This window comes from Caulobacter sp. GW821-FHT10F06 (assembly GCF_058809215.1).
The window spans coordinates 254,136-273,979 of record NZ_JBXASK010000006.1; the positions used below are offsets into that span (position 1 = coordinate 254,136).

At 67.7% G+C, this 19,844-nt stretch carries 14 protein-coding genes and 1 pseudogene; 13 read left to right on the forward strand and 2 right to left on the reverse strand.

Features of this window, described 5'->3' with window-relative positions:
• Window positions 1–45 precede the first annotated feature (45 nt).
• Window positions 46–738 (forward strand): monofunctional biosynthetic peptidoglycan transglycosylase, encoded by a 693-nt coding sequence (gene mtgA, locus AC1RUS_RS15315; RefSeq protein ID WP_492917440.1) that lies wholly within the window; start codon window positions 46–48, stop codon window positions 736–738.
• 16 nt (window positions 739–754) lie between these two features.
• Window positions 755–1,300, forward strand: coding sequence for a GNAT family N-acetyltransferase (locus AC1RUS_RS15320; RefSeq protein ID WP_492917441.1), 546 nt, complete (start codon window positions 755–757; stop codon window positions 1,298–1,300).
• On the opposite strand, the gene AC1RUS_RS15325 is transcribed toward AC1RUS_RS15320, so the two are convergent.
• Both AC1RUS_RS15325 and AC1RUS_RS15330 read right to left on the reverse strand, forming a co-directional pair.
• The gene (locus AC1RUS_RS15325; RefSeq protein ID WP_492917442.1) at window positions 1,287–2,246 is read right to left on the reverse strand and encodes a cation diffusion facilitator family transporter; all 960 of its coding nucleotides are present in this window, start codon (window positions 2,244–2,246) and stop codon (window positions 1,287–1,289) included. The two genes, AC1RUS_RS15320 and AC1RUS_RS15325, sit on opposite strands and share 14 nt — an antisense overlap.
• A 38-nt stretch (window positions 2,247–2,284) precedes the next feature.
• Window positions 2,285–3,103, reverse strand: a complete 819-nt coding sequence (locus AC1RUS_RS15330) for a LytTR family DNA-binding domain-containing protein (RefSeq protein WP_492917443.1) — start codon at window positions 3,101–3,103, stop codon at window positions 2,285–2,287.
• Between the two features lie 66 nt (window positions 3,104–3,169).
• Here AC1RUS_RS15330 and AC1RUS_RS15335 point away from each other — a divergent pair, with 66 nt between their 5' ends.
• The 11 genes and pseudogenes from AC1RUS_RS15335 (at window position 3,170) to AC1RUS_RS15385 (ending at window position 19,816) form a co-directional block, all read left to right on the forward strand.
• Window positions 3,170–3,721 carry a DUF2306 domain-containing protein gene (locus AC1RUS_RS15335; RefSeq protein WP_492917444.1) on the forward strand — a complete coding sequence of 184 codons (552 nt, stop codon included), beginning with the start codon at window positions 3,170–3,172 and terminating at the stop codon, window positions 3,719–3,721.
• Between the two features lie 49 nt (window positions 3,722–3,770).
• Window positions 3,771–4,241, forward strand: a complete 471-nt coding sequence (locus AC1RUS_RS15340; protein ID WP_492917445.1) for a DUF2141 domain-containing protein — start codon at window positions 3,771–3,773, stop codon at window positions 4,239–4,241.
• Window positions 4,242–4,265: 24 nt separating this feature from the next.
• Entirely contained in the window at window positions 4,266–5,720 is a 1,455-nt protein-coding gene (locus AC1RUS_RS15345; protein WP_492917446.1) for a carotenoid oxygenase family protein, read from the forward strand.
• Window positions 5,721–6,220: 500 nt separating this feature from the next.
• On the forward strand, window positions 6,221–6,931 hold the full coding sequence (locus tag AC1RUS_RS15350; protein WP_492917447.1) for a TetR/AcrR family transcriptional regulator: 711 nt from the start codon (window positions 6,221–6,223) through the stop codon (window positions 6,929–6,931).
• A gap of 8 nt (window positions 6,932–6,939) precedes the next feature.
• Window positions 6,940–7,031 (forward strand): annotated as a pseudogene (locus tag AC1RUS_RS15355) (hypothetical protein); the annotation flags it as partial.
• A gap of 208 nt (window positions 7,032–7,239) precedes the next feature.
• Window positions 7,240–9,483 (forward strand): TonB-dependent receptor, encoded by a 2,244-nt coding sequence (locus AC1RUS_RS15360; RefSeq protein ID WP_492917448.1) that lies wholly within the window; start codon window positions 7,240–7,242, stop codon window positions 9,481–9,483.
• A gap of 82 nt (window positions 9,484–9,565) precedes the next feature.
• Window positions 9,566–10,855, forward strand: coding sequence for a spinster family MFS transporter (locus tag AC1RUS_RS15365; RefSeq protein WP_492917449.1), 1,290 nt, complete (start codon window positions 9,566–9,568; stop codon window positions 10,853–10,855).
• A gap of 94 nt (window positions 10,856–10,949) precedes the next feature.
• The gene (locus AC1RUS_RS15370) at window positions 10,950–14,312 is read left to right on the forward strand and encodes a glycosyltransferase (protein WP_492917450.1); all 3,363 of its coding nucleotides are present in this window, start codon (window positions 10,950–10,952) and stop codon (window positions 14,310–14,312) included.
• A gap of 265 nt (window positions 14,313–14,577) precedes the next feature.
• The gene (gene sucC / locus AC1RUS_RS15375) at window positions 14,578–15,792 is read left to right on the forward strand and encodes an ADP-forming succinate--CoA ligase subunit beta (protein ID WP_492917451.1); all 1,215 of its coding nucleotides are present in this window, start codon (window positions 14,578–14,580) and stop codon (window positions 15,790–15,792) included.
• The gene (gene sucD / locus AC1RUS_RS15380) at window positions 15,793–16,677 is read left to right on the forward strand and encodes a succinate--CoA ligase subunit alpha (protein WP_492917452.1); all 885 of its coding nucleotides are present in this window, start codon (window positions 15,793–15,795) and stop codon (window positions 16,675–16,677) included. It abuts the gene before it with no gap.
• Window positions 16,678–16,852: 175 nt separating this feature from the next.
• Window positions 16,853–19,816 (forward strand): 2-oxoglutarate dehydrogenase E1 component, encoded by a 2,964-nt coding sequence (locus tag AC1RUS_RS15385; protein WP_492917453.1) that lies wholly within the window; start codon window positions 16,853–16,855, stop codon window positions 19,814–19,816.
• The last annotated feature ends 28 nt before the right edge of the window (window positions 19,817–19,844 follow it).

The following is a 19,844-nucleotide window of genomic DNA, read 5'->3' on the forward strand; positions in this document are numbered from 1 at the left end:
AGGGGCGTCGTAGGTCGCTAGCATCCGGCCGCAGCGTCAAGACAAGTGCTTTGGGGACGATACGTGAAGCTGTTGCGCAATATCTTTCTGGCGCTGTTCATCGTGCTGGTCGCCGGGCCGGTGCTGGCGGTGATCGTGTTCCGTTTCGTGCCGCCGCCGGTGACGCCGCTGATGGTTATCCGCGCCGCGGAGGGCAAGGGCCTGGACCATCGCTGGAAGTCGATCAGGAAGGTCTCGCCGGCCCTGCCGCGCGCCCTGATCGCCGCCGAGGACGCCAAGTTCTGCGACCATCGCGGCTTCGACTTCGACGCCCTGCAGAAGGCCTACGCCAACAACGAGAAGGGCGGGAAGATCAAGGGCGGCTCGACCATCAGCCAGCAGACCGCCAAGAACATCTTCCTCTGGCCGGGGCGCTCCTATGTCCGCAAGGGGCTGGAGGCCTGGTTCACGGTGCTGATCGAGACCTTCTGGGGCAAGAAGCGGATCATGGAGGTCTATCTGAACTCCATCGAGTACGGCCCGGGCATCTATGGCGCCGAGGCCGCCGCCCAGCGCTATTTCGGGGTCGGGGCCGACAAGCTGACCGCGCCGCAGGCCGCCCGCCTGGCCGCCATCCTGCCCAGCCCCCTGAAGTGGAAGGTGGTCGGGGCCGGCAAGTACGTGAAGAAGCGCTCGCGCAACATCGGCAAGGCCTCGGGCGCGGTGCGCCGCGAGGGCCTGGCCGCCTGCGTCGTCTAAGAGGGGGAGAACGCCAATGCCTGTCGCGCCGGGTCCCGTGCTGGAGACCGAACGCCTGATCCTGCGTCCGACGGCCACCGAGGACCTCGACGGCTGGGCCGAGCTGATGGGTGACGCCGAGGCCGCGCGGTTCATCGGCGGCCAGCAGGAGCGGGCCGGCGCCTGGCGGTTCATGGCCACAATGGCGGGGTCCTGGACGCTGAAGGGCTTTGGCATGTTCTCGGTGATCGAGAAGTCGAGCGGCGATTGGCTGGGTCGCATCGGTCCCTGGCAACCTGAGGACTGGCCAGGAACCGAGGTCGGCTGGAGCCTCAAGCGCGCCGCCTGGGGCAAGGGCTATGCGGTCGAGGCTGCGGTGGCCGCCATCGACTGGACCTTCGACCACCTGGGCTGGGACGAGGTCGTGCACTGCATCGATCCCGAGAACTCGGCCTCGCAGAGGGTCGCCGAGAAGCTGGGCTCGTCCAATCGCGGTCGCGGCCAGTTGCCGGCCCCGTTCCAGGACCACGTCATCGACATCTGGGCCCAGAGCCGCGACGCGTGGCGGGCTAGATCGCGCTGACCGGTTCGATGGGACGGGCATAGGCTTCCCGCGCTCGGCCCGAGCGGACGAAGACGCGGGTGATGCGGGTGTCGATGGCGCGGATGCGGGCGGCGAAATCGTCGCCGGCGGTCTCGATGTCGACCGCCGTCAGGTCGTCGCGGAAATCCAGGGTCACGCCCAGCAAGATTTCCTGCGGGCCCAGGTGCATGCTCAGCACCTCGGCGACGGTGTCGATGCGCGGATCGGCCGCCAGCATGCCGCGCACGGCCTCGACGATTCGGGGCGAAGCCGCCTCGCCGGTCAGCAGCGAGCGGGTCTCGTTGGCCAGGAAGATCGCCACCAACACCAGCAGCGCGCCGATCGCCACCGAGGCCGCGCCGTCGGCCCAGGGCAGGCCCAACAGGCTGGTCCCGGCCACGCCCAGCGCGGCGATCGCCAGGCCGGCCAGGGCCGCGCCGTCCTCCAGCAACACCGCGAAGATCGACGGGTCCTTGCTACCCTTCAGCGCCTTGAAGAACGGGATGTCGCGCCGCACGGTCTTGAACTCGCGCCAGGCGACGACAAACGATCCGCCCTCGAACAGGATGGCCAGGCCGATGACCAGGAAGTTGATCCAGGCCCGGTCAATTGGCTCGGGTTCGAGGATCTTGTGGACCCCCTGGTAGATCGACACCGCGCCGCCCAGGGCGAAGATCAGCAGGGCCACCACGAAGGACCAGAAATAGAGCTCCATGCCGTAGCCGAACGGATGGGTGACGCTGGGCGGCTTGCCGGCTCGGGCCAGGCCCCACAGCAACAGACCCTGGTTGCCGGTGTCGACGGTGGAGTGGATGGCCTCGGTCAGCATGGCCGACGAGCCGGTCAGCAGGAAGGCCGCCAGCTTGGTCAAGGCGATGGCCAGGTTGCCGCCCAGGGCGGCGTAGATCACCAGGCGGGAGCTGTTCTTCGATCCGGTCGCGGCCATGCCTGCCCAACGTCGGGGCGGGGCCGCCGTTCCGGACGCTAGAACCAACCGGCCTCGCGCAGGGCCTTGGCGTAGGCGCGGCTGACCGGCGCCTCGATCCCGCCGCTCAGCATCAGGGTGGCGCGGCCGTCGCCGCGCCGGGCGTCCTCGACCGCGTCCTTGGCCACCCACCATGAGCGGTGGGTCTGGGCGCCTTCGATGCCTTCCAGCTCGGCGATGGCGTCGGACAGGCGCATCAGGATCAGGTCCTGGCCCTTGGAGGTGTGCAAGCGCAGATAGTGGTCCTGCGCCTCGACGGCGTGCAGGCTGGCGCCGCGCAGCCGGGGCGGCAGGCGGTCGAGGAAGCGCGGAGCCGGAGCCCCCGCCGGCGCGGCGTGGGTTTCGGGCGGCTGGCGCTGGACCAGGAAGTTCAGCGCCGTCATGCCGGCGGTGACGATGGCCACCGGACCCAGATAGAGCGGCAGGGCCGCCGGCCGCGGCGCGCCGGGATGGAAGGCCAGCTCGGTCACCAGCCAGACCACCGCCGTGAAGGGCAGGGTGATGCCGATGGCCACCAGGGTCCCGTAGAGCACCGGCTTTTCGTCGGCGCGGCCGTCACGGCCGACCAGCAGGCTGACCCCGGTGCCGACCACGGCCCCCGACATGCACAGGCCGATCCAGTAGAGGAGCCGGACCGGCAGCGACGCCTCGTCGGTTCCGAACGGCCCGATCATCGCCAGGAACAGTCCCGCGCAGGCCGAGACGACGAAGCCCCGCCGCGCCTGGCGGTTCGTCAGCGCCGTTCGCGAAGCGTGAACGGCGTCGGCCAGCCGTTCACGAAAGGAGGCCGGCGACTGACGCAACGACGATTGAGACACGAGGCGGGCGACTCCAGAAACGGGGCGTCGACGGATCGGACGCCGTCGACGCGAACGGAGATGAAGATGGCCCGCGAAAACATGTCAATCAAAGGCTCGGTCTGGAGCGGTCGTTTGGGCGTCCTGGCCCTGGCCGGCGTCACCCTGGCGATCGTGGCGACCAACCCCGGCGTCGTGGCGGGCCCCCTGCGGGCCCTGGCCGAGGCGGGCGTCCGTCCGCATGCGCCGAACCTGTCGCTGATCGCCGCCGCGCCCCTGGTGATCCAGTTGCACATCGCCGGTGCGGTGACGGCCTTCGTGATCGGCTCGGTCCTGCTGGCCGGGGTCAAGGGCACGCAACTGCACAAGACCCTGGGCTGGATCTGGGTGATGGCCATGGGCCTGACCGCGACCAGCTCGCTGTTCATCCGCACGATCAATCCCGGCCACTTCAGCTTCATCCACTTCCTGAGCGGCTGGACCCTGATCGCCCTGCCGATGGCCATCGTCGCCATCAAGCGCAAGAAGGTCGCCGTCCACCGCCGGGCCATGACCGGCATGTTCGTGGGCGGCCTGCTGATCGCCGGCCTCTTCACGTTCATCCCCGGCCGCCTGATGTGGCAGGTCTTCTTCGGCTGAAACGCCGTCTCCCCGACCCCTCTTTGATCCCTTTTCCTGGAGATCCGACATGACCTCGATCAAGACTCTCGCCCTGTGCCTGGCCCTGGCCTCGCCGGCAGGCGCCGTGCTGGCCCAGACCGTTCCCGTCACCCCGACCCCGGCCGTCGCCGCTTCGCAGGACGCGACCCTGGCCCTGGCGTTTCCGGACCTGAAGCAGAAGACCGGCGTGCTGATGATCGCCGTCTATGACGGTCCGGACGGTTGGAAGACCGGCAAGCCCGCCCGCGTCGCCCTGGCTGCGGCCGCCGACGCTGAGCCCGTCGCCAGGCTGGACGGCCTGACGCCCGGGACCTACGCCGCCCGCGTCTTCCAGGACCTCGACGGCGACGGAAAGATGGGGACCAACCCCTTCGGCCTGCCCACCGAGCCCTACGGCTTCAGCAACGGCGCCAAGGTCAATATGGGCCCGCCCAGCTTCGAGGCCGCCAGCTTCGTCGTCGCCGCCGGCGACAACCGCCAGACCCTGTCCCTGAACTAGCCGACCCGACCGGAGCCCACGCCCATGAACCGTCGCGACATCCTGCGCGGCGCCGCCCTCCTCGGCGGCGCGACCCTTCTGACCCCCGAGACCGTCTGGGCGGCCGCAGCCGGAGACTGGACCCTGGGCTTCGCGGATGTCGAGGCCGACATCGCCCCCACCGAGCTGACGCGGATCCACGGCCGGGCGCCGATCGAACTGGAGGGGACGCTGTTCCGCAACGGCCCGGCCAAGTTCCGCCGTCCGGGCGGCTCGGTCGGCCACTGGTTCGACGGCGACGGCCTGATCCGCCGGTTCTCCATCGCCGACGGCAAGGCGCGGATGGCCGCCCGCTTCGCCGACACGCCCAAGCGCCGGGCCGACACGGCCGCCGGGGCGGTGATCACCGCGGGCTTCGGCACGGCGCCGGGCAAGGGCGCGGCCGTGTCGAGCCCCGACGACGCCAACGCCGCCAACACCTCGGTGATGCTGGCCGGCGGCGAGCTTTGGGCCCTGTGGGAGCCCGGTTCGCCCCTGGTTCTGGACCCCGACACCCTGGCGACCAAGGGCTTCAAGACCCTGCGTCCGGACCTGAAGGGCATGCCGTTCCTGGCCCATCCGCGCGTCGAGCCCGACGGGACGATCTGGAACCTGGGCCTGGCGGGCCAGCAGGCGGTGGTCTGGCGGCTGGGTCCGGACGGCGCGCTGAAGGACGCCCAGGTCATCGCCCTGCCGCGCGCCAGCTACCTGCACGATTTCACGGCGACCGAGCATCACCTGGTCATCGTGCTGCAGCCCTGGATCCAGGAGCGCTTCAGCATACCCTACATCGCGGGCATGGCCTGGCGGCCCGAGCAGGGGACGCAGGTGCTGGTCATCGACAAGGCCGATCTCTCCAAGCGGCGGGTGTTCGAGCTGGAGCCGTTCTTCTTCTTCCATCTGGGCGACGCCTGGGAGGAGGGCGACGGGACGATCCGCTTCGACGCCTGCATCGACGACAATCCCGACGGCACGGCCAAGGCCAGCGACCGGCTGCTGCGCGGCCAGCCCCTGACCGGGATCGCTCCGCCGCGCCTGGCCCAGATCGTCCTGCGTCCGGACGGCAAGGCGTCGATGACGCGCTTCGCCAGCACCGCCGAGTTCCCGCGCTCGGACCCGCGCTTCGCGGGCCGCAAGCGCGCGTTCAGCGTCTACGCCACCAACGAGCGTCCCGACCGTCCGATGTTCCAGGGCGTGGCGGTGCGTGACTGGGTACGCGATCGCGAACAGGTCTTCGACTTCGGCAAGGACCATCTGGTCGAGGAGATGATCTTCGTCCCGCGCAAGGGCTCCAGCGCCGAGTTCGACGGCTGGCTGGTCGGGACCAGCCTGGACGTGAAGGCCCGGGCGACCCTGCTGCATGTGTTCGACGCACGGCGGGTCGAGGCGGGGCCGGTGGTGACCTGGAAGGCGCCGGCGGCGCTGCCGATGACGTTCCATGGCTGCTTCGCCCAGGTTTGAGGCGAGCGTCGGCGGCCTCGCGCTTTCGCTGCGATGGCGGTGGGAAGGGTCACGGAGCGTCCGGACCTTCGTCCGGAAGATTGGATGGAAAATACCGTTTCGACGAAGCCGTCCGCTCCGCGTGGCCTGCTTCCAGAAGCCTTCGGGACGCGGGGTCTTAACCCGCTCCCGAGCTCGGCCTCCGGCGGGCGGAGGGCTGGCTCCCCTCCGGACCGCATGGGCGATTTCAGCCCATGCCTACGTGTCCCGCTCGACCACCGCCAGAAGCCCGTCGGGTCGCCGGCCGACGTCCCTTCCCTTGCTCCTGGGTGAGACCAGTATGCGAGCGGTTCGGACGCCGCGGACCGGCGCGCTGCGTTTAATTTCAGCGCCTTGATCTTGCTGGGCTTTATTTGGGGAATCGCGGGTATTCGGCCTCGCCTTTCCCCGCGCCCCGCTTGCCACGCCTGCCCGGATGCTTCATCCGAGGACCGCGCAATCACGGCAGGCCAGAGAGTCGAATGACCGCAGCCAAGCCCCACGCCCGTCCCCTCGCTCGCAGCGGCGGACGCGGCAGACCGTCCAAGGCCAAGGGCCTGGACCTGAAGGAAACTATCCTCGACGCCGCCGAGGGCCTGTTCGCGCGCCACGGCTTCTATGGGGTGACGACTCGCCAGGTGGCGGCCGAGGCCGGGGTCGATACGGCGCTGATCCACTATTATTTCGGGGCCAAGCGCGAGCTGTTCGACGCGGTGTTCGTGCGCCGCGCCGAGATCCTCAACCAGGTGCGCGGCGCGTCGATGGACCTCTATGTCCAGACCCATGCCAAGACCATGACGGTGGAGGGCGTGATCGAGGCCTTCATCGAGCCGCTGCTGCGCATCTCGCAGGACGGCGGGCCGGGCTGGAAGAGCTATTTCGCCCTGGTCGCCCAGGTCAACAACACCCCCGCCTGGGGCGGCGAGACCATGGCCAGGTTCTTCGATCCGGTCGTCCATCGGCTGGTCGAGACCCTGAAGACCGTCCGTCCCGAGGCTGAGTATCGCGACCTCTACTGGTGCTACCAGTTCCTGACCGGATCGATGATGCTGGCCCTGTCGGAGACCGGCCGCATCGATTCGTTGTCGGAGGGCGAGTGCCATTCCAGCGATCTGGAGGCGGTGCGGCGCCGGCTGTTCGCCTATTGCGCGGCCGGGTTCGAGACTGTGATCGCGCGGGCGCCGAAGGGTTAGGGCGGGGCTTGGCCCTCGTCCTTCGACAGGCTCAGGATGAGGACCATGGCCGTCGCCTCGCGGTCGAGAACCTCATCCTGAGCTTGTCGAAGGACGAGGTTTTCGGGCGCTGAAGCCCAGGCATATCCGCCCTCGGATAATTCCTCGAAATTACCATTTCACCACCTGATGAAAAAAGACTGGCGCGATTCCGCCGTCTGAGTGACAGTGCTGCAATTCGCGGTTCGATGAATTCGCGGAACTCCGAACACGCGTCCGCCAAAAGGACCCGGTTCGGGATGGGCGGAACGTAAGGGAGGGGAAACCCAATGACTTCGATGTGGAAGGCTGCGCTGCTGGCTGGCGCGGCATGGAGCGCGGCCGCGACGGCCGTTTCGGCTCAAGAGGCTCCGGCCGCGACCGGCGACCTGCAGGTCGAACAGGTTGTGGTCACCGCTCGCCGGCGCGAGGAAAGCCTCAAGGACGTGCCCGTGGCCGTCTCGGCCTATAGCGGCGAGACCCTGGCTCGCCAGGGCGCGGCGGACATCACCGTCCTGCAGCAGACGACCCCGAACATCACGGTCCAGACCGCGCGCGGTTCGAACTCGACCCTGATCTCCTACATCCGCGGCGTGGGCCAGCAGGATCCGCTGTGGGGCTACGAGCCCGGCGTGGGCCTGTATGTCGACGACGTCTATATCTACCGTCCGCAGGGCGCGGTGCTGGACGTGTTCGACGTCGAGCGCATCGAAGTGCTGCGCGGCCCGCAAGGCACGCTGTACGGCCGCAACACCATCGGCGGCGCCATCAAGTACGTGACCAAGCGCCTGGGCGACGAGGCTCACGGCAAGATCAAGGGCACGTACGGCAGCTACGACCAGCGCGACCTGCTGGTCTCGGGCCAGACCCCGATCGGCGGCACGGGCCTGTCGGTGGGCGGCGCCTATGCCCTCTACAAGCGCGACGGCTTCGGCAAGAACCTGACCACCGGCGCCGAGCAGTACAACAAGGACGTCCAGGCCATCCGCCTCAGCGCCGAATATGCGCCCAACGACGACCTCTTCTTCCGCCTAGCCTACGACAAGGTGAAGGACGATTCCAACGCCCGTCACGGCCACCGCGAACTGCCGGCCCTGGTCGGCAGCTATCCGGTGCTGGACGTCTATGACACCCAGGCGGGCCTGGGCGACGACAACTCGGTCGAGACCGAAGGCGTGTCGCTGACCGGTCAGTACAACGCCACCGAGAACCTGACCTTCAAGTCGATCACCGCCAGCCGCAAGGGCCACACGACCACCGTCATCGACTTCGACGGCACCCCGGTCCCGACCCTCGACGTCCCGGCCACCTATGACGACCGGTCGTTCTCGCAGGAACTGCAGGCGGTCTATTCGGACGAGAACGTCCAGGGCGTGTTCGGCCTCTACTACATGAACAGCCAGGCCTCGGGCGAGTTCGACACCATCGCCGGGAACCTCGGCCTGTCCATCGCCGACGGCGGCAAGGTCAGCACCCAGAGCTTCGCGGCCTTCTTCGACTTCAGCGCCAACCTGACCGACCGGTTCAAGGTCTCGCTGGGCGCCCGCGCGACGCGGGACCACAAGCGCAGCAACACCTTCCGCCTGTTCTATCTGGGCGCCACCCGCTCGCCGTTCCAGGGCGGAACGCCGCGTCCGGTCCTGCAGACCCGCACCAACTACGCCGCCCAGAAGACCTTCGAGCAGTTCACGCCGCGCCTGAGCGCCTCGTACGACCTGAGCGACGACCTGACGACCTATGTGTCCTATTCCAAGGGCTACAAGTCGGGCGGCTGGGACATGCGCGGCGACGCGCTGATCACGCCGCAGACGGTGGACGGCTACGATCCCGAAACGGTCGACGCCTACGAGACCGGCCTGAAGGGCTATCTGTTCGATCGCCGCGTGTCGTTCGCCTCGGCGGCCTTCATCAGCAAGTACAAGGGCCAGCAGGTCACGACCCAGGTCGTGGTGCCCTCGGGCATCGCCAGCTCGGTCGACAACGCCGGCGCCTCCACCCTCTACGGCGGCGAATTCGAAGCCAAGGCCAAGCTGAGCGCCAGCCTGTCGGCCAATGTCGCTCTCGGCTACATCCACGCCAAGTACGACACCTTCAGCCGCTTCGTGCCGGCCGGCGCGCCCAACCCGCTGAACCCGTCGACCACGCTGGCGACGGGCCAGGTTATCAACGTCGCCGACCTGTACGGCTTCCAGAACACCCCCGAATGGACGGGCAATGTCAGCCTGACCTGGACGGGCGAGGTGGCCGGCGGCGTGCTGTCGGTGACCCCGATGGTCAGCTATCGCGACAGCTATCAGCAGTTCGAGCAGCCCCTGCCGCTGCTGGACCAGAAGGCCTTCACCCTGGTGGACCTGACGGCGATCTGGACCGCGCCGGGCAACCACTACAAGCTGGCCCTCACCGGCAAGAACCTGACGGACGAGCGTTATCGCACCGGCGGCTACAACTTCGGCGTCGCGACGTATAATAACTCCGTCATCGGTTTCTATGGCCCGCCGCGCACGGTTTCGGCGAGCCTCGAGATCGCATTCTGATCTAGGTAAAAACTGGCGGCGGCGCGCTGCAACGCGCCGCCGCCATTTCTTTGTCCGCAGTAGACCAGCGTAGGGGACGACCATGGGCGACGACCACATCGAGCGACCGCGTTCGCGCTATCGCTATGTCGTCCTGGCGATGCTGATCCTCGCCTACACCTTCAATTTCCTGGATCGGCAGATCCTCGGCATCCTGGCCGGGTCGATCAAGACCGAGCTCAATCTCACCGACACCCAGCTGGGCCTGATGGGCGGGGTCGCCTTCGCGGCGCTCTACACCACGCTGGGCGTGCCGATCGCCTGGCTGGCCGACCGCGTCAGCCGCACCTGGATCATGACCGTCGCCCTGACCCTGTGGAGCGGCTTCACGGTCGCTTGCGGCTTCGCCGGCGGGTTCTGGTCGCTGTTCCTGTCGCGCATGGGCGTGGGCATCGGCGAGGCGGGCGGCGTGGCCCCGGCCTATTCGCTGATCGCCGACTATTTCCCCAAGTCGCAACGCGCCCGGGCCCTGGCGGTCTATTCGTTCGGCATCCCGCTGGGCACGGCGCTGGGCGTGCTGTTCGGCGGCCTGATCGCCGCCTACGTCAATTGGCGCTTCGCCTTCATCGCCGTGGGCGCGGCCGGCGTGCTGCTGGCCCCGATCTTCAAGCTGGTGGTCAAGGATCCGGCGCGCGGCGGCATGGACCGCGAACCGGGCGAAGTCGCCCCCACCGAGCCGCCCAAGGCCCCGGCCTTCGGGGCGGTGCTGGCCACCATCCTGCCTAAGCCCAGCTTCTGGCTGCTGGCGTTCGGCGCGGCCTGCTCGTCGATCTGCGGCTATGGCGTGGCCTTCTGGCTGCCGACCTTCTTCCAGCGCAGCTTCGGCCTGTCGCTGACCGAGCGGGCCCTGTTCTACAGCGCGCTGTCGCTGTTCGGCGGCGTCGCGGGCATCTGGTTGGGCGGGTTCCTGGCCGACAAGTTCGGGGCCAAGAACAAGGCCGCCTACGCCCTGGCCCCGGCCATCTGCTTCCTGATCGCCCTGCCGTGCTTCCTGCTGGCGATGAACGTCCACTCGATGGTGCTGGCCTTCCTGCTGTTCCTGATCCCGACCGGCCTGAACCTGGCCTGGCTGGGCCCGGTGGTCGCCGCCGTCCAGCACCTGGCTCCGGCCTCGATGCGGACCACGACCTCGGCGCTGTTCCTGCTGATCAACAACCTGCTGGGCCTGGCCGTGGGCCTGTGGTTCTTCGGCTATGTGTCGGACCTGCTGGCCCCGCGCTATGGCGCGGAGTCGATGCGCCACGCCCTCTATTTCGGCCTGGGTTTCTATGTCGCCAGCGCGATCCTGCTGATCATCGCCTCACGCCGCCTGAAACGCGACTGGGTCGACTGAGTACGACAGATTGCCGCGATATTTCGTCGGCGCGAAACGGCCACGGTTAGGCCAAGATCGGGGATCAAGAGCCGCTTGAACCACGAGCACGCCCATGACTCCCGACGACCGCCACGTTTTCCATGATCCTTCGGGCCGGCGGGACCGCCAGGCCAAGCTGGTCCTGGGGATCGTGCTCTCGGTGGTCGCCGCGGTGGTGGCGGGCTTCCTGGCCACCCTGGCCTTCGCGCCCCGCCTGCCCAGCGCGCCGCTGAAGGACCCGCATGTCCTGACCTCGCTGCACCAGGAGACCCCGCGTCGCCACGGTCGGCAGGCCAAGACCTGGCGCCGGGTGCCCCATCCCCGGGTCGCGACCAACGGCAAGGCCGAGCGGCCGCTGAACGTCGGCTTCTATGTCAGCTGGGACGAGGACTCCCGCGACAGCCTGCGCCGCAATGTCGACAAGCTGGACGTGGTCTCTCCGCAGTGGATCGCCATCAAGGGCTCGAACGGCGACGTCGACCTGACCGACGATCCGCAGGGCGTGGCCCGCATCGCATCGGCCCCCAACCATCCGGCCGTGCTGCCCCTGGTCCACAACTCGGCCAACGCCGCCTTCAACGGTCCGGCCGCCGACGCCCTGCTGACCAACGCCGTGGCCCGCAAGGCGCTGGTCGGCCATCTGGTCGACCTAGCCAACACCCACGGCTACGGCGGCTACATCCTCGACTTCGAGGCCCTGTCGGCCAAGGGATTGGCGGCCTATCCCGGCTTCCTCAACGAGGTCCGCGCGGCGCTGAAGCCCTCGGGCCGCGAGGTTTGGGTCACCGCGCCGTTCGACGAGGAGGGCTGGCCGCTCAAGCGCCTGCAGGTCGCCTCCGACGCCCTGGTGCTGATGGCCTACGACCAGCACTACGCCTTGGGCGATCCGGGCCCCAACGCCGGCCAGGACTGGTACGAGGCCGAGCTGGAAAAGCGCTTCAAGCGCCTGGACCCCAACCGCACGATCCTGGCCCTCGGCGCCTATGGCTACGACTGGACGCTGAAGCCGGACGGGACGCGTGCGTCGGGCGCGGCGGCGACGTTCCACGAGGCCATGCGCAACGCCCAGGACAGCGGCGCGACCATCCGCATGGACGACGACGCCCTCAACCCGACCTACGCCTACAAGGACGACAACGGCGACGATCACGAGGTGTGGTTCCTGGACGCCGTCACCCTGTTCAACCAGATCAAGGTCTCCGATCCCTGGCGGCCGCGGGGCTATGGCCTGTGGCGGATGGGCATGGAGGATCCGGGCGTCTGGACCCTGTTGGGTAAGCCCTATGGCAAGGCCGATCCCAATACGCTGAAGGACCTGGCGACCGGGCAGGGGGTGGATTTCGACGGCGGCGGCGAGGTGCTGCACGTCTCGGCCCTGCCGACGCCCGGCAAGCGCAGCCTGGAGTTCGATCCGGACACGTCGCTGGTCGACGACGAGACCTACGACGTCATCCCCAGTTCCTATGTCATCGAACGCTACGGCCAGAAGTCGGGTCTGGTGGCCCTGACCTTCGACGATGGTCCCGACGCGCGTTGGACGCCGAAGATCCTCGACATCCTGAAGAAGAAGCAGGCCCCGGCCACCTTCTTCGTCATCGGCCAGAACATGCAAAAGCGCCCGGACCTTGTGAAGCGCGAGGTGGCCGAGGGCCATGACGTGGGCGGCCATACCTGGACCCACCCCAATATCGGCGAGACGCCTCTGGCCCAGGTGCAGGTCGAGCTGAACGCCACCCAGCGGCTGTTCGAGGTGATCACCGGTCGCTCGATGCGCCTGTTTCGCCCGCCGTTCTTCGGCGACGCCGAGCCCTCGACCCCGCACGAGGTGGCCCCGCTCGTGATCGCCCAGACCCTGGGCTACATGACCGTGGGCCTGCGGATCGACACCGACGACTGGCAGAAGCCCTCGCCCCAGCAGATCATCGACCGCACCCTGGAGCGCCTGGACCATCCGGGGAACAATCCGGGCCAGGTGGTGCTGCTGCACGACGCCGGCGGCGACCGCAGCCGCACCGTGGCGGCCCTGCCGGGCCTGATCGACGCCATCCGGGCGCGCGGCTATCGCCTGGTCACGGTGGGCGAGCTGGCGGGCATGACCCCGACCCAGGCCATGCCGCCGACCTCGCGCGACGGCGTCGAGCTGGCGCTGGACCGCATCGGCTTCGACTTCTTCCGTTGGCTGCGCACCGGCATGACGGCCCTGTTCCTGACCGCCATCTTCCTGGGCGTGGCGCGGCTGGTGTTCCTGGCCAGCCTGGCCCTGGTCCATCGCTGGACGGCGGTGACGCCGCCCGACCTCGATCCCGAGACCGGTCCGCTGGTCAGCGTGCTGATCCCCTGCTTCAACGAGGAGAAGGTCATCGCCGCCTCGGTGGCGCGGATCCTGGAATCGACCTGGACCAATCTGGAAGTGCTGGTGCTGGACGACGGCTCGACCGACGGCACCTCGGCCCAGGTCAAGGCCGCCTTCGCCGACAATCCGCGCGTGACGCTGCTGCGCTTCAAGAACGGCGGCAAGGCGCGGGCGGTCAACCAGGGCCTGGCCCAGGCCAAGGGCGAATATGTCGTGGCATTGGACGCCGACACCCTGTTCCCGCCCGAGACGATCGGCCAGCTGGTGCGCTGGTTCCAGGACCCCAGGGTCGGGGCCGTGGCCGGCAACGCCATCGTCGGCAACCGCCTCAACATCGTCACCCGCTGGCAGGCGCTGGAATATGTCACCGCCCAGAACCTGGAGCGACGGGCGCTGTCGGCCCTGGGCGCGGTCACCGTGGTGCCCGGCGCGGTCGGGGCCTGGCGCAAGAGCGTGCTGGACGAGCTGGGCGGCTATCCGTCCGACACCCTGGCCGAGGACCAGGACCTGACCATCGCCTGCCAGCGGGCCGGCTGGTCGGTGGCCTTCGATCCCGAAGCGCGGGCCTATACCGAGGCGCCCGACACCGTCGGTGGTTTGCTGAAACAGCGCTTCCGCTGGTCGTTCGGCACGCTGCAATGCGTGTGGAAGCACCGCAAGGCGATGTTCAGCCGCAAGACCCCGGTGCTGGGCTTCGTGGCCCTGCCGCAGATCTGGCTGTTCCAGATCCTGCTGGCCGTGGCCGCGCCGCTGGTCGACCTGGCGGTGGTCTGGAGCCTGATCGCCGGCCTCTATGGCGCGATCGCCCACCCGATGGAGTGGCGGCCCGACGACACGATCCAGGGCCTGCTCTACTGGGCGGTGTTCATCCTGGTCGACCTGTCGGCCGGGGCCCTGGGCATGGCGCTGGAAAAGCGCGCCCCATGGGCCGACCTGCCGTTCCTGCCTGTCCAGCGCTTCGGCTATCGCCAGCTGATGTACTATGTCGTGGTCAAGTCGGTGGTGGCCGCCGTGCGCGGCGGCAGCGTCGGCTGGGGCAAGCTGGAACGTAGGGCGACGGTGTCGGTCTCACCAAAGGGCTGAAGCCGCGAAATCGATCGTCGATAAAACTATGGTCGACGGGGTCGGGCGGTCCGTTCATGACCGCCACAGGCATGTGACCGGTAACAATGCCGCAAGGTCAGGGGCTTCCTGTCAAGGGCGCTCAGTGGGGCGGCGCCGCTGTCCTTTCGGACATAAGAACTGCGCAAGCCTTCACCTTATCGCCCGCGTGCGGTTGCGCCTGCGAAATCACGCTCCTATAACCCGCGCACATTTTCAGAAAAGCCGTCGTCGAGACCGGGCCCTCATGAACATCCACGAACATCAAGCCAAAGCCGTACTCGCCGAGTTCGGCGCTCCTGTTCCGCGCGGCTTCGCCGCCTTCACCCCCGAAGAAGCCTTCGCCGCCGCTGAAAAGCTGGGCACGCCGGTCTTCGTGGTGAAAAGCCAGATCCACGCCGGTGGCCGTGGCAAGGGCAAGTTCGAGGGCCTGGGCCCCGACGCCAAGGGCGGCGTCCGCGTCGTCAAGTCGGCCGAAGAGGTCAAGACCAATGCCGCCGAAATGCTCGGCCGCGTGCTGGTGACCCACCAGACCGGCCCCAAGGGCAAGCAGGTCAACCGCCTCTACATCGAAGAAGGCGCGGCGATCGCCAAGGAATTCTACCTGTCGCTGCTGGTCGACCGCGAAACCTCGATGGTCTCGGTGGTCGCCTCGACCGAAGGCGGCATGGACATCGAGGACGTAGCCCACGCCACCCCGGAAAAGATCCACTCGTTCTCGATCGACCCCGCCACCGGCGTGTGGCCGACCCACCAGCGCGCGCTGGCCAAGGCCCTGGGCCTGACCGGCGGCCTGGCCAAGGAAGCCGCCGTGCTGCTGACGCAGCTCTATACGGCGTTCCTGGCCAAGGACATGGCCATGCTGGAGATCAATCCGCTGATCGTCACGGCGGCCGATTCTAATGGGGAGGGGCACCTGCGCGTCCTGGACGCCAAGCTGTCGTTCGACGGCAACAGCCTGTTCCGTCACCCGGACATCAAGGCCCTGCGCGACGAGAGCGAAGAAGACTCCAAGGAAATCGAAGCCTCGAAGTACGACCTGGCCTATATCGCCCTCGACGGCGAAATCGGCTGCATGGTCAACGGCGCGGGCCTGGCCATGGCCACCATGGACATCATCAAGCTGTACGGCGCCGAGCCCGCCAACTTCCTGGATGTCGGCGGCGGCGCCAACAAGGAGAAGGTCACCGCGGCCTTCAAGATCATCACCGCCGATCCGGCCGTGAAGGGCATCCTGGTCAACATCTTCGGCGGCATCATGCGCTGCGACATCATCGCGGAAGGCGTCATCGCCGCCGTGAAGGAAGTCGGCCTGCAGGTTCCGCTGGTGGTGCGCCTGGAAGGCACCAACGTCGAACTCGGTAAGAAAATCATCTCGGAAAGCGGCCTGAACGTCATCGCCGCCAACGATCTGTCCGACGGCGCCGAGAAGATCGTCGCCGCTGTGAAGGGCGCCCGCTAAATGTCGATCCTCATCGGTTCTGAAACCAAGGTCATCTGCCAGGGCATCACCGGCGCCCAGGGCACGTTCCACTCCGAACAAGCCATCGCCTACGGCACCAAGATGGTCGGCGGCGTCACGCCCGGTAAGGGCGGCCAGCAACACATCGGCCTGCCGGTGTTCGACACCGTCGGCGAAGCCAAGGAAGCCACCGGCGCCGACGCCTCGGTGATCTACGTCCCGCCGCCCTTCGCGGCCGACTCGATCCTGGAAGCCATCGACGCGGAAATCGGCCTGATCATCTGCATCACCGAAGGCATTCCGGTGCTGGACATGGTCAAGGTGAAGAAGGCTCTGCAAGGCTCCAAGTCGCGCCTGATCGGCCCCAACTGCCCCGGCGTCCTGACCCCGAACCAGTGCAAGATCGGCATCATGCCGGGCGGCATCTTCTCGGAAGGCTCGGTCGGCGTCGTGTCGCGTTCGGGCACCCTGACCTATGAAGCCGTGTTCCAGACGACCAACGCTGGTCTCGGCCAGACCACGGCCGTCGGCATCGGCGGCGACCCGGTCAAGGGCACCGAGTTCATCGACGTGCTCGAGCTGTTCCTGGCCGACGAAGCCACCAAGTCGATCGTCATGATCGGCGAAATCGGCGGCTCGGCCGAAGAAGAAGCGGCCCAGTTCCTGAAGGACGAAGCCAAGCGCGGCCGCAAGAAGCCTATGGTCGGCTTCATCGCCGGCCGCACGGCGCCTCCCGGCCGTCACATGGGCCACGCCGGCGCGATCATCTCGGGCGGCAAGGGCGGCGCCGAGGACAAGATCGCGGCGATGGAAGAGGCGGGCATCCGCGTCTCGCCGTCGCCGGCCAAGCTGGGCGAAACCCTGCTTGAGGTCCTCAAGGGCTAAGACGACACCGAAACCCCGCCCTCGCGGGGCCCAGGTTTTTTGCGACCGCCAGTCGACGATCCGAAAAAATCACCTGGGTCCCCGCCGATGGCGCGGGCGCCCGGGTGATTGAGACACTATATTTACGGGCCTGGGTTACCGGTCCCGTAGACCGACGGATCTAAGGCGAAGAACCATGGCGGACGACGCAGGCATCATCAATCAGGTCTTGACCGAGACCTCGTTCCTTTACGGCGCCAACGCGGCGTTCGTCGAAGACCTGTACGCCCAGTGGGCGGCGAACCCCGGCTCGGTCGAGCCGTCGTGGAACGCCTTCTTCTCGACCCTCAAAGAGCAGGCCGACCAGGTCCAGGCCGCCGCCAAGGATCCGGCCTGGACGCCGCGCGCCGTTCCAACCGCCCGTCCCGACTGGCTGTCGGCCCTCGACGGCCAATGGCCCACAGTGGCTCCGGCCGTCGAAGCCAAGATGACCAAGGCCATCGAGGCCAAGGCCCCGGGCACGTCCGCCGAAGCCGTCCGCGCCGCCACGCTGGACAGCCTGCGCGCCATCATGATGATCCGGGCCTACCGGATGCGCGGCCACCTCGCCGCCAACCTCGATCCGCTGGGCCTGGAGCCCAAGCCGTCGGCCCCCGAGCTCGACCCCGCGACCTACGGCTTCTCGGAAGCTGACTACGACCGTCCGATCTTCCTGGACTTCGTGCTGGGCATGGAGACCTCGACGATCCGCGAGATCCTGTCGATCCTGCGCCGCACCTACGCCGGCAATGTCGGCGTGCAGTACATGCACATCTCGGATCCGACCGAGAAGGCCTGGCTGCAGGAGCGCATCGAGGGCCGCGACAAGGAGATCGTGTTCTCCAAGGAAGGCAAGGTCGCCATCCTGAAGAAGCTGGTCGAGGCCGAGGGCTTCGAGCGCTTCCTGCACAAGCGTTTCCCCGGCACCAAGCGCTTCGGCCTGGACGGCGGCGAAGCCATGGTCCCGGCCATGGAGCAGATCATCAAGCGCGGCGGCGCGCTGGGCGTGAAGGACATCGTCCTGGGCATGCCGCACCGCGGTCGCCTGAACGTGCTGGCCGCCGTGATGGGCAAGCCCTACCACGTGATCTTCCACGAATTCCAAGGCGGCTCGTCGGTCCCCTCGGACGTCGAGGGCTCGGGCGACGTGAAATATCACATGGGCGCCTCGTCGGACCGTGAGTTCGACGATAACAAGGTCCACCTGTCGCTGACGGCCAACCCGTCGCACCTGGAAATCGTCAACCCCGTCGTGATCGGCAAGGCCCGCGCCAAGCAGGCCTTCACCCTGCGCGAACAGCCGGACGCCGGCCGCGGCCACGTGCTGCCGCTGTTGCTGCACGGCGACGCGGCCTTCGCGGGCCAGGGCGTGGTGGCCGAGTGCTTCACCCTGTCGGGCCTGAAGGGCTACCGCACGGGCGGCACCATCCACTTCATCGTCAACAACCAGATCGGCTTCACCACCAGCCCGCGCTATTCGCGTTCGTCCCCGTATCCGTCGGACGTGGCGCTGATGGTCGAAGCGCCGATCTTCCACGTGAACGGCGACGACCCCGAAGCGGTCGTCTTCGCCGCCAAGGTGTCCACGGAATACCGCCAGAAGTTCGGCAAGGACGTGGTCATCGACATGTTCTGCTATCGCCGGTTCGGTCACAATGAAGGTGACGACCCGACGATGACCTCGCCGCTGATGTACGCGAAGATCAAGGGCCACCCCTCGACGCGCGAACTCTACGCCAACCGCCTGATCGCGGAAGGCACCGTCACGCAGGGCGAGGCCGACGGCTGGGTCAACGACTTCGAGGCCTTCCTCGACCAGGAATTCGACGCCGGCAAGAACTACAAGGCCAACAAGGCCGACTGGCTGGACGGCAAGTGGGCCGGCTTCGCCACGCCCGCCGACGAGGAGCGTCGCGGCAAGACCGACTTCCCCAAGACCCGCCTGCTGGAGATCGGCCGTCAGATCACGACCGTTCCGGACCGGATCAACGCCCACAAGACCGTCAAGCGCGTCATCGAGAACCGCCGCGAGGCCATCGAGAAGGGCGAGAACATCGACTGGGGCACCGCCGAGCACCTGGCGTTCGGCACCCTGCTCGACGAAGGCTTCCCGGTTCGCCTGTCGGGCCAGGATTCGGTGCGCGGCACCTTCACCCAGCGCCATTCGGACGTCATCGACCAGTCGACCGAAGAGCACTACACGCCGCTGAACAACATCCGCGCCGGCCAGGCCAACTATGAAGTCATCGACTCGGCCCTGTCGGAAGAGGCGGTGCTGGGCTTCGAATACGGCTTCTCGCTGGCCGACCCGAACACCCTGACCCTGTGGGAAGGCCAGTTCGGCGACTTCGTGAACGGCGCCCAGGTGGTGATCGACCAGTTCATCAGCTCGGGCGAGCGCAAGTGGCTGCGGATGAGCGGTCTGGTGATGCTGCTGCCGCACGGCTACGAAGGCCAGGGCCCCGAGCACAGCTCGGCCCGCCTGGAGCGCTTCCTGCAGTCGTGCGCGGAAGACAACATGCAGGTCGTCAACTGCACGACGCCGGCCAACTACTTCCACGCCCTGCGTCGCCAGATGAAGCGCGAGTTCCGCAAGCCGCTGATCGTCATGACGCCCAAGAGCCTGCTGCGCCACAAGCGCGCCGTCTCGAACCTGTCGGACTTCGTCGAAGGCTCCAGCTTCCACCGCGTGATGGTGGACGGCGCCGAGGCCGGCTGCGACGTCGGCGGCGTGACCCTGAAGCCCGACGCCGAGATCAAGCGCGTCGTGATCTGCTCGGGCAAGGTCTATTTCGACCTGGTCGACGCCCGCGCCAAGAGCGGCCGCGACGATGTCTATCTGCTGCGTCTCGAGCAGTTCTATCCCTGGCCGATGAAGTCCATGCTGGGCGTGCTCGGCCGGTTCAAGAACGCCGAGCTGGTCTGGGTTCAGGAAGAGCCCAAGAACATGGGCGGCTGGACCTTCGTCGACCCGTGGATCGAACTGACGCTCGACAAGCTGGACATCAAGGCCAAGCGCGCGCGCTATGTCGGTCGTCCGGCCAGCGCCTCCACGGCGGCGGGTCTGATGAGCCGCCACATGAAGGAGCTCCAGGCGTTCCTGGACGAGACCTTCGCCTAAACCCTTTGATCGGCCCCGCCCGCAAGGC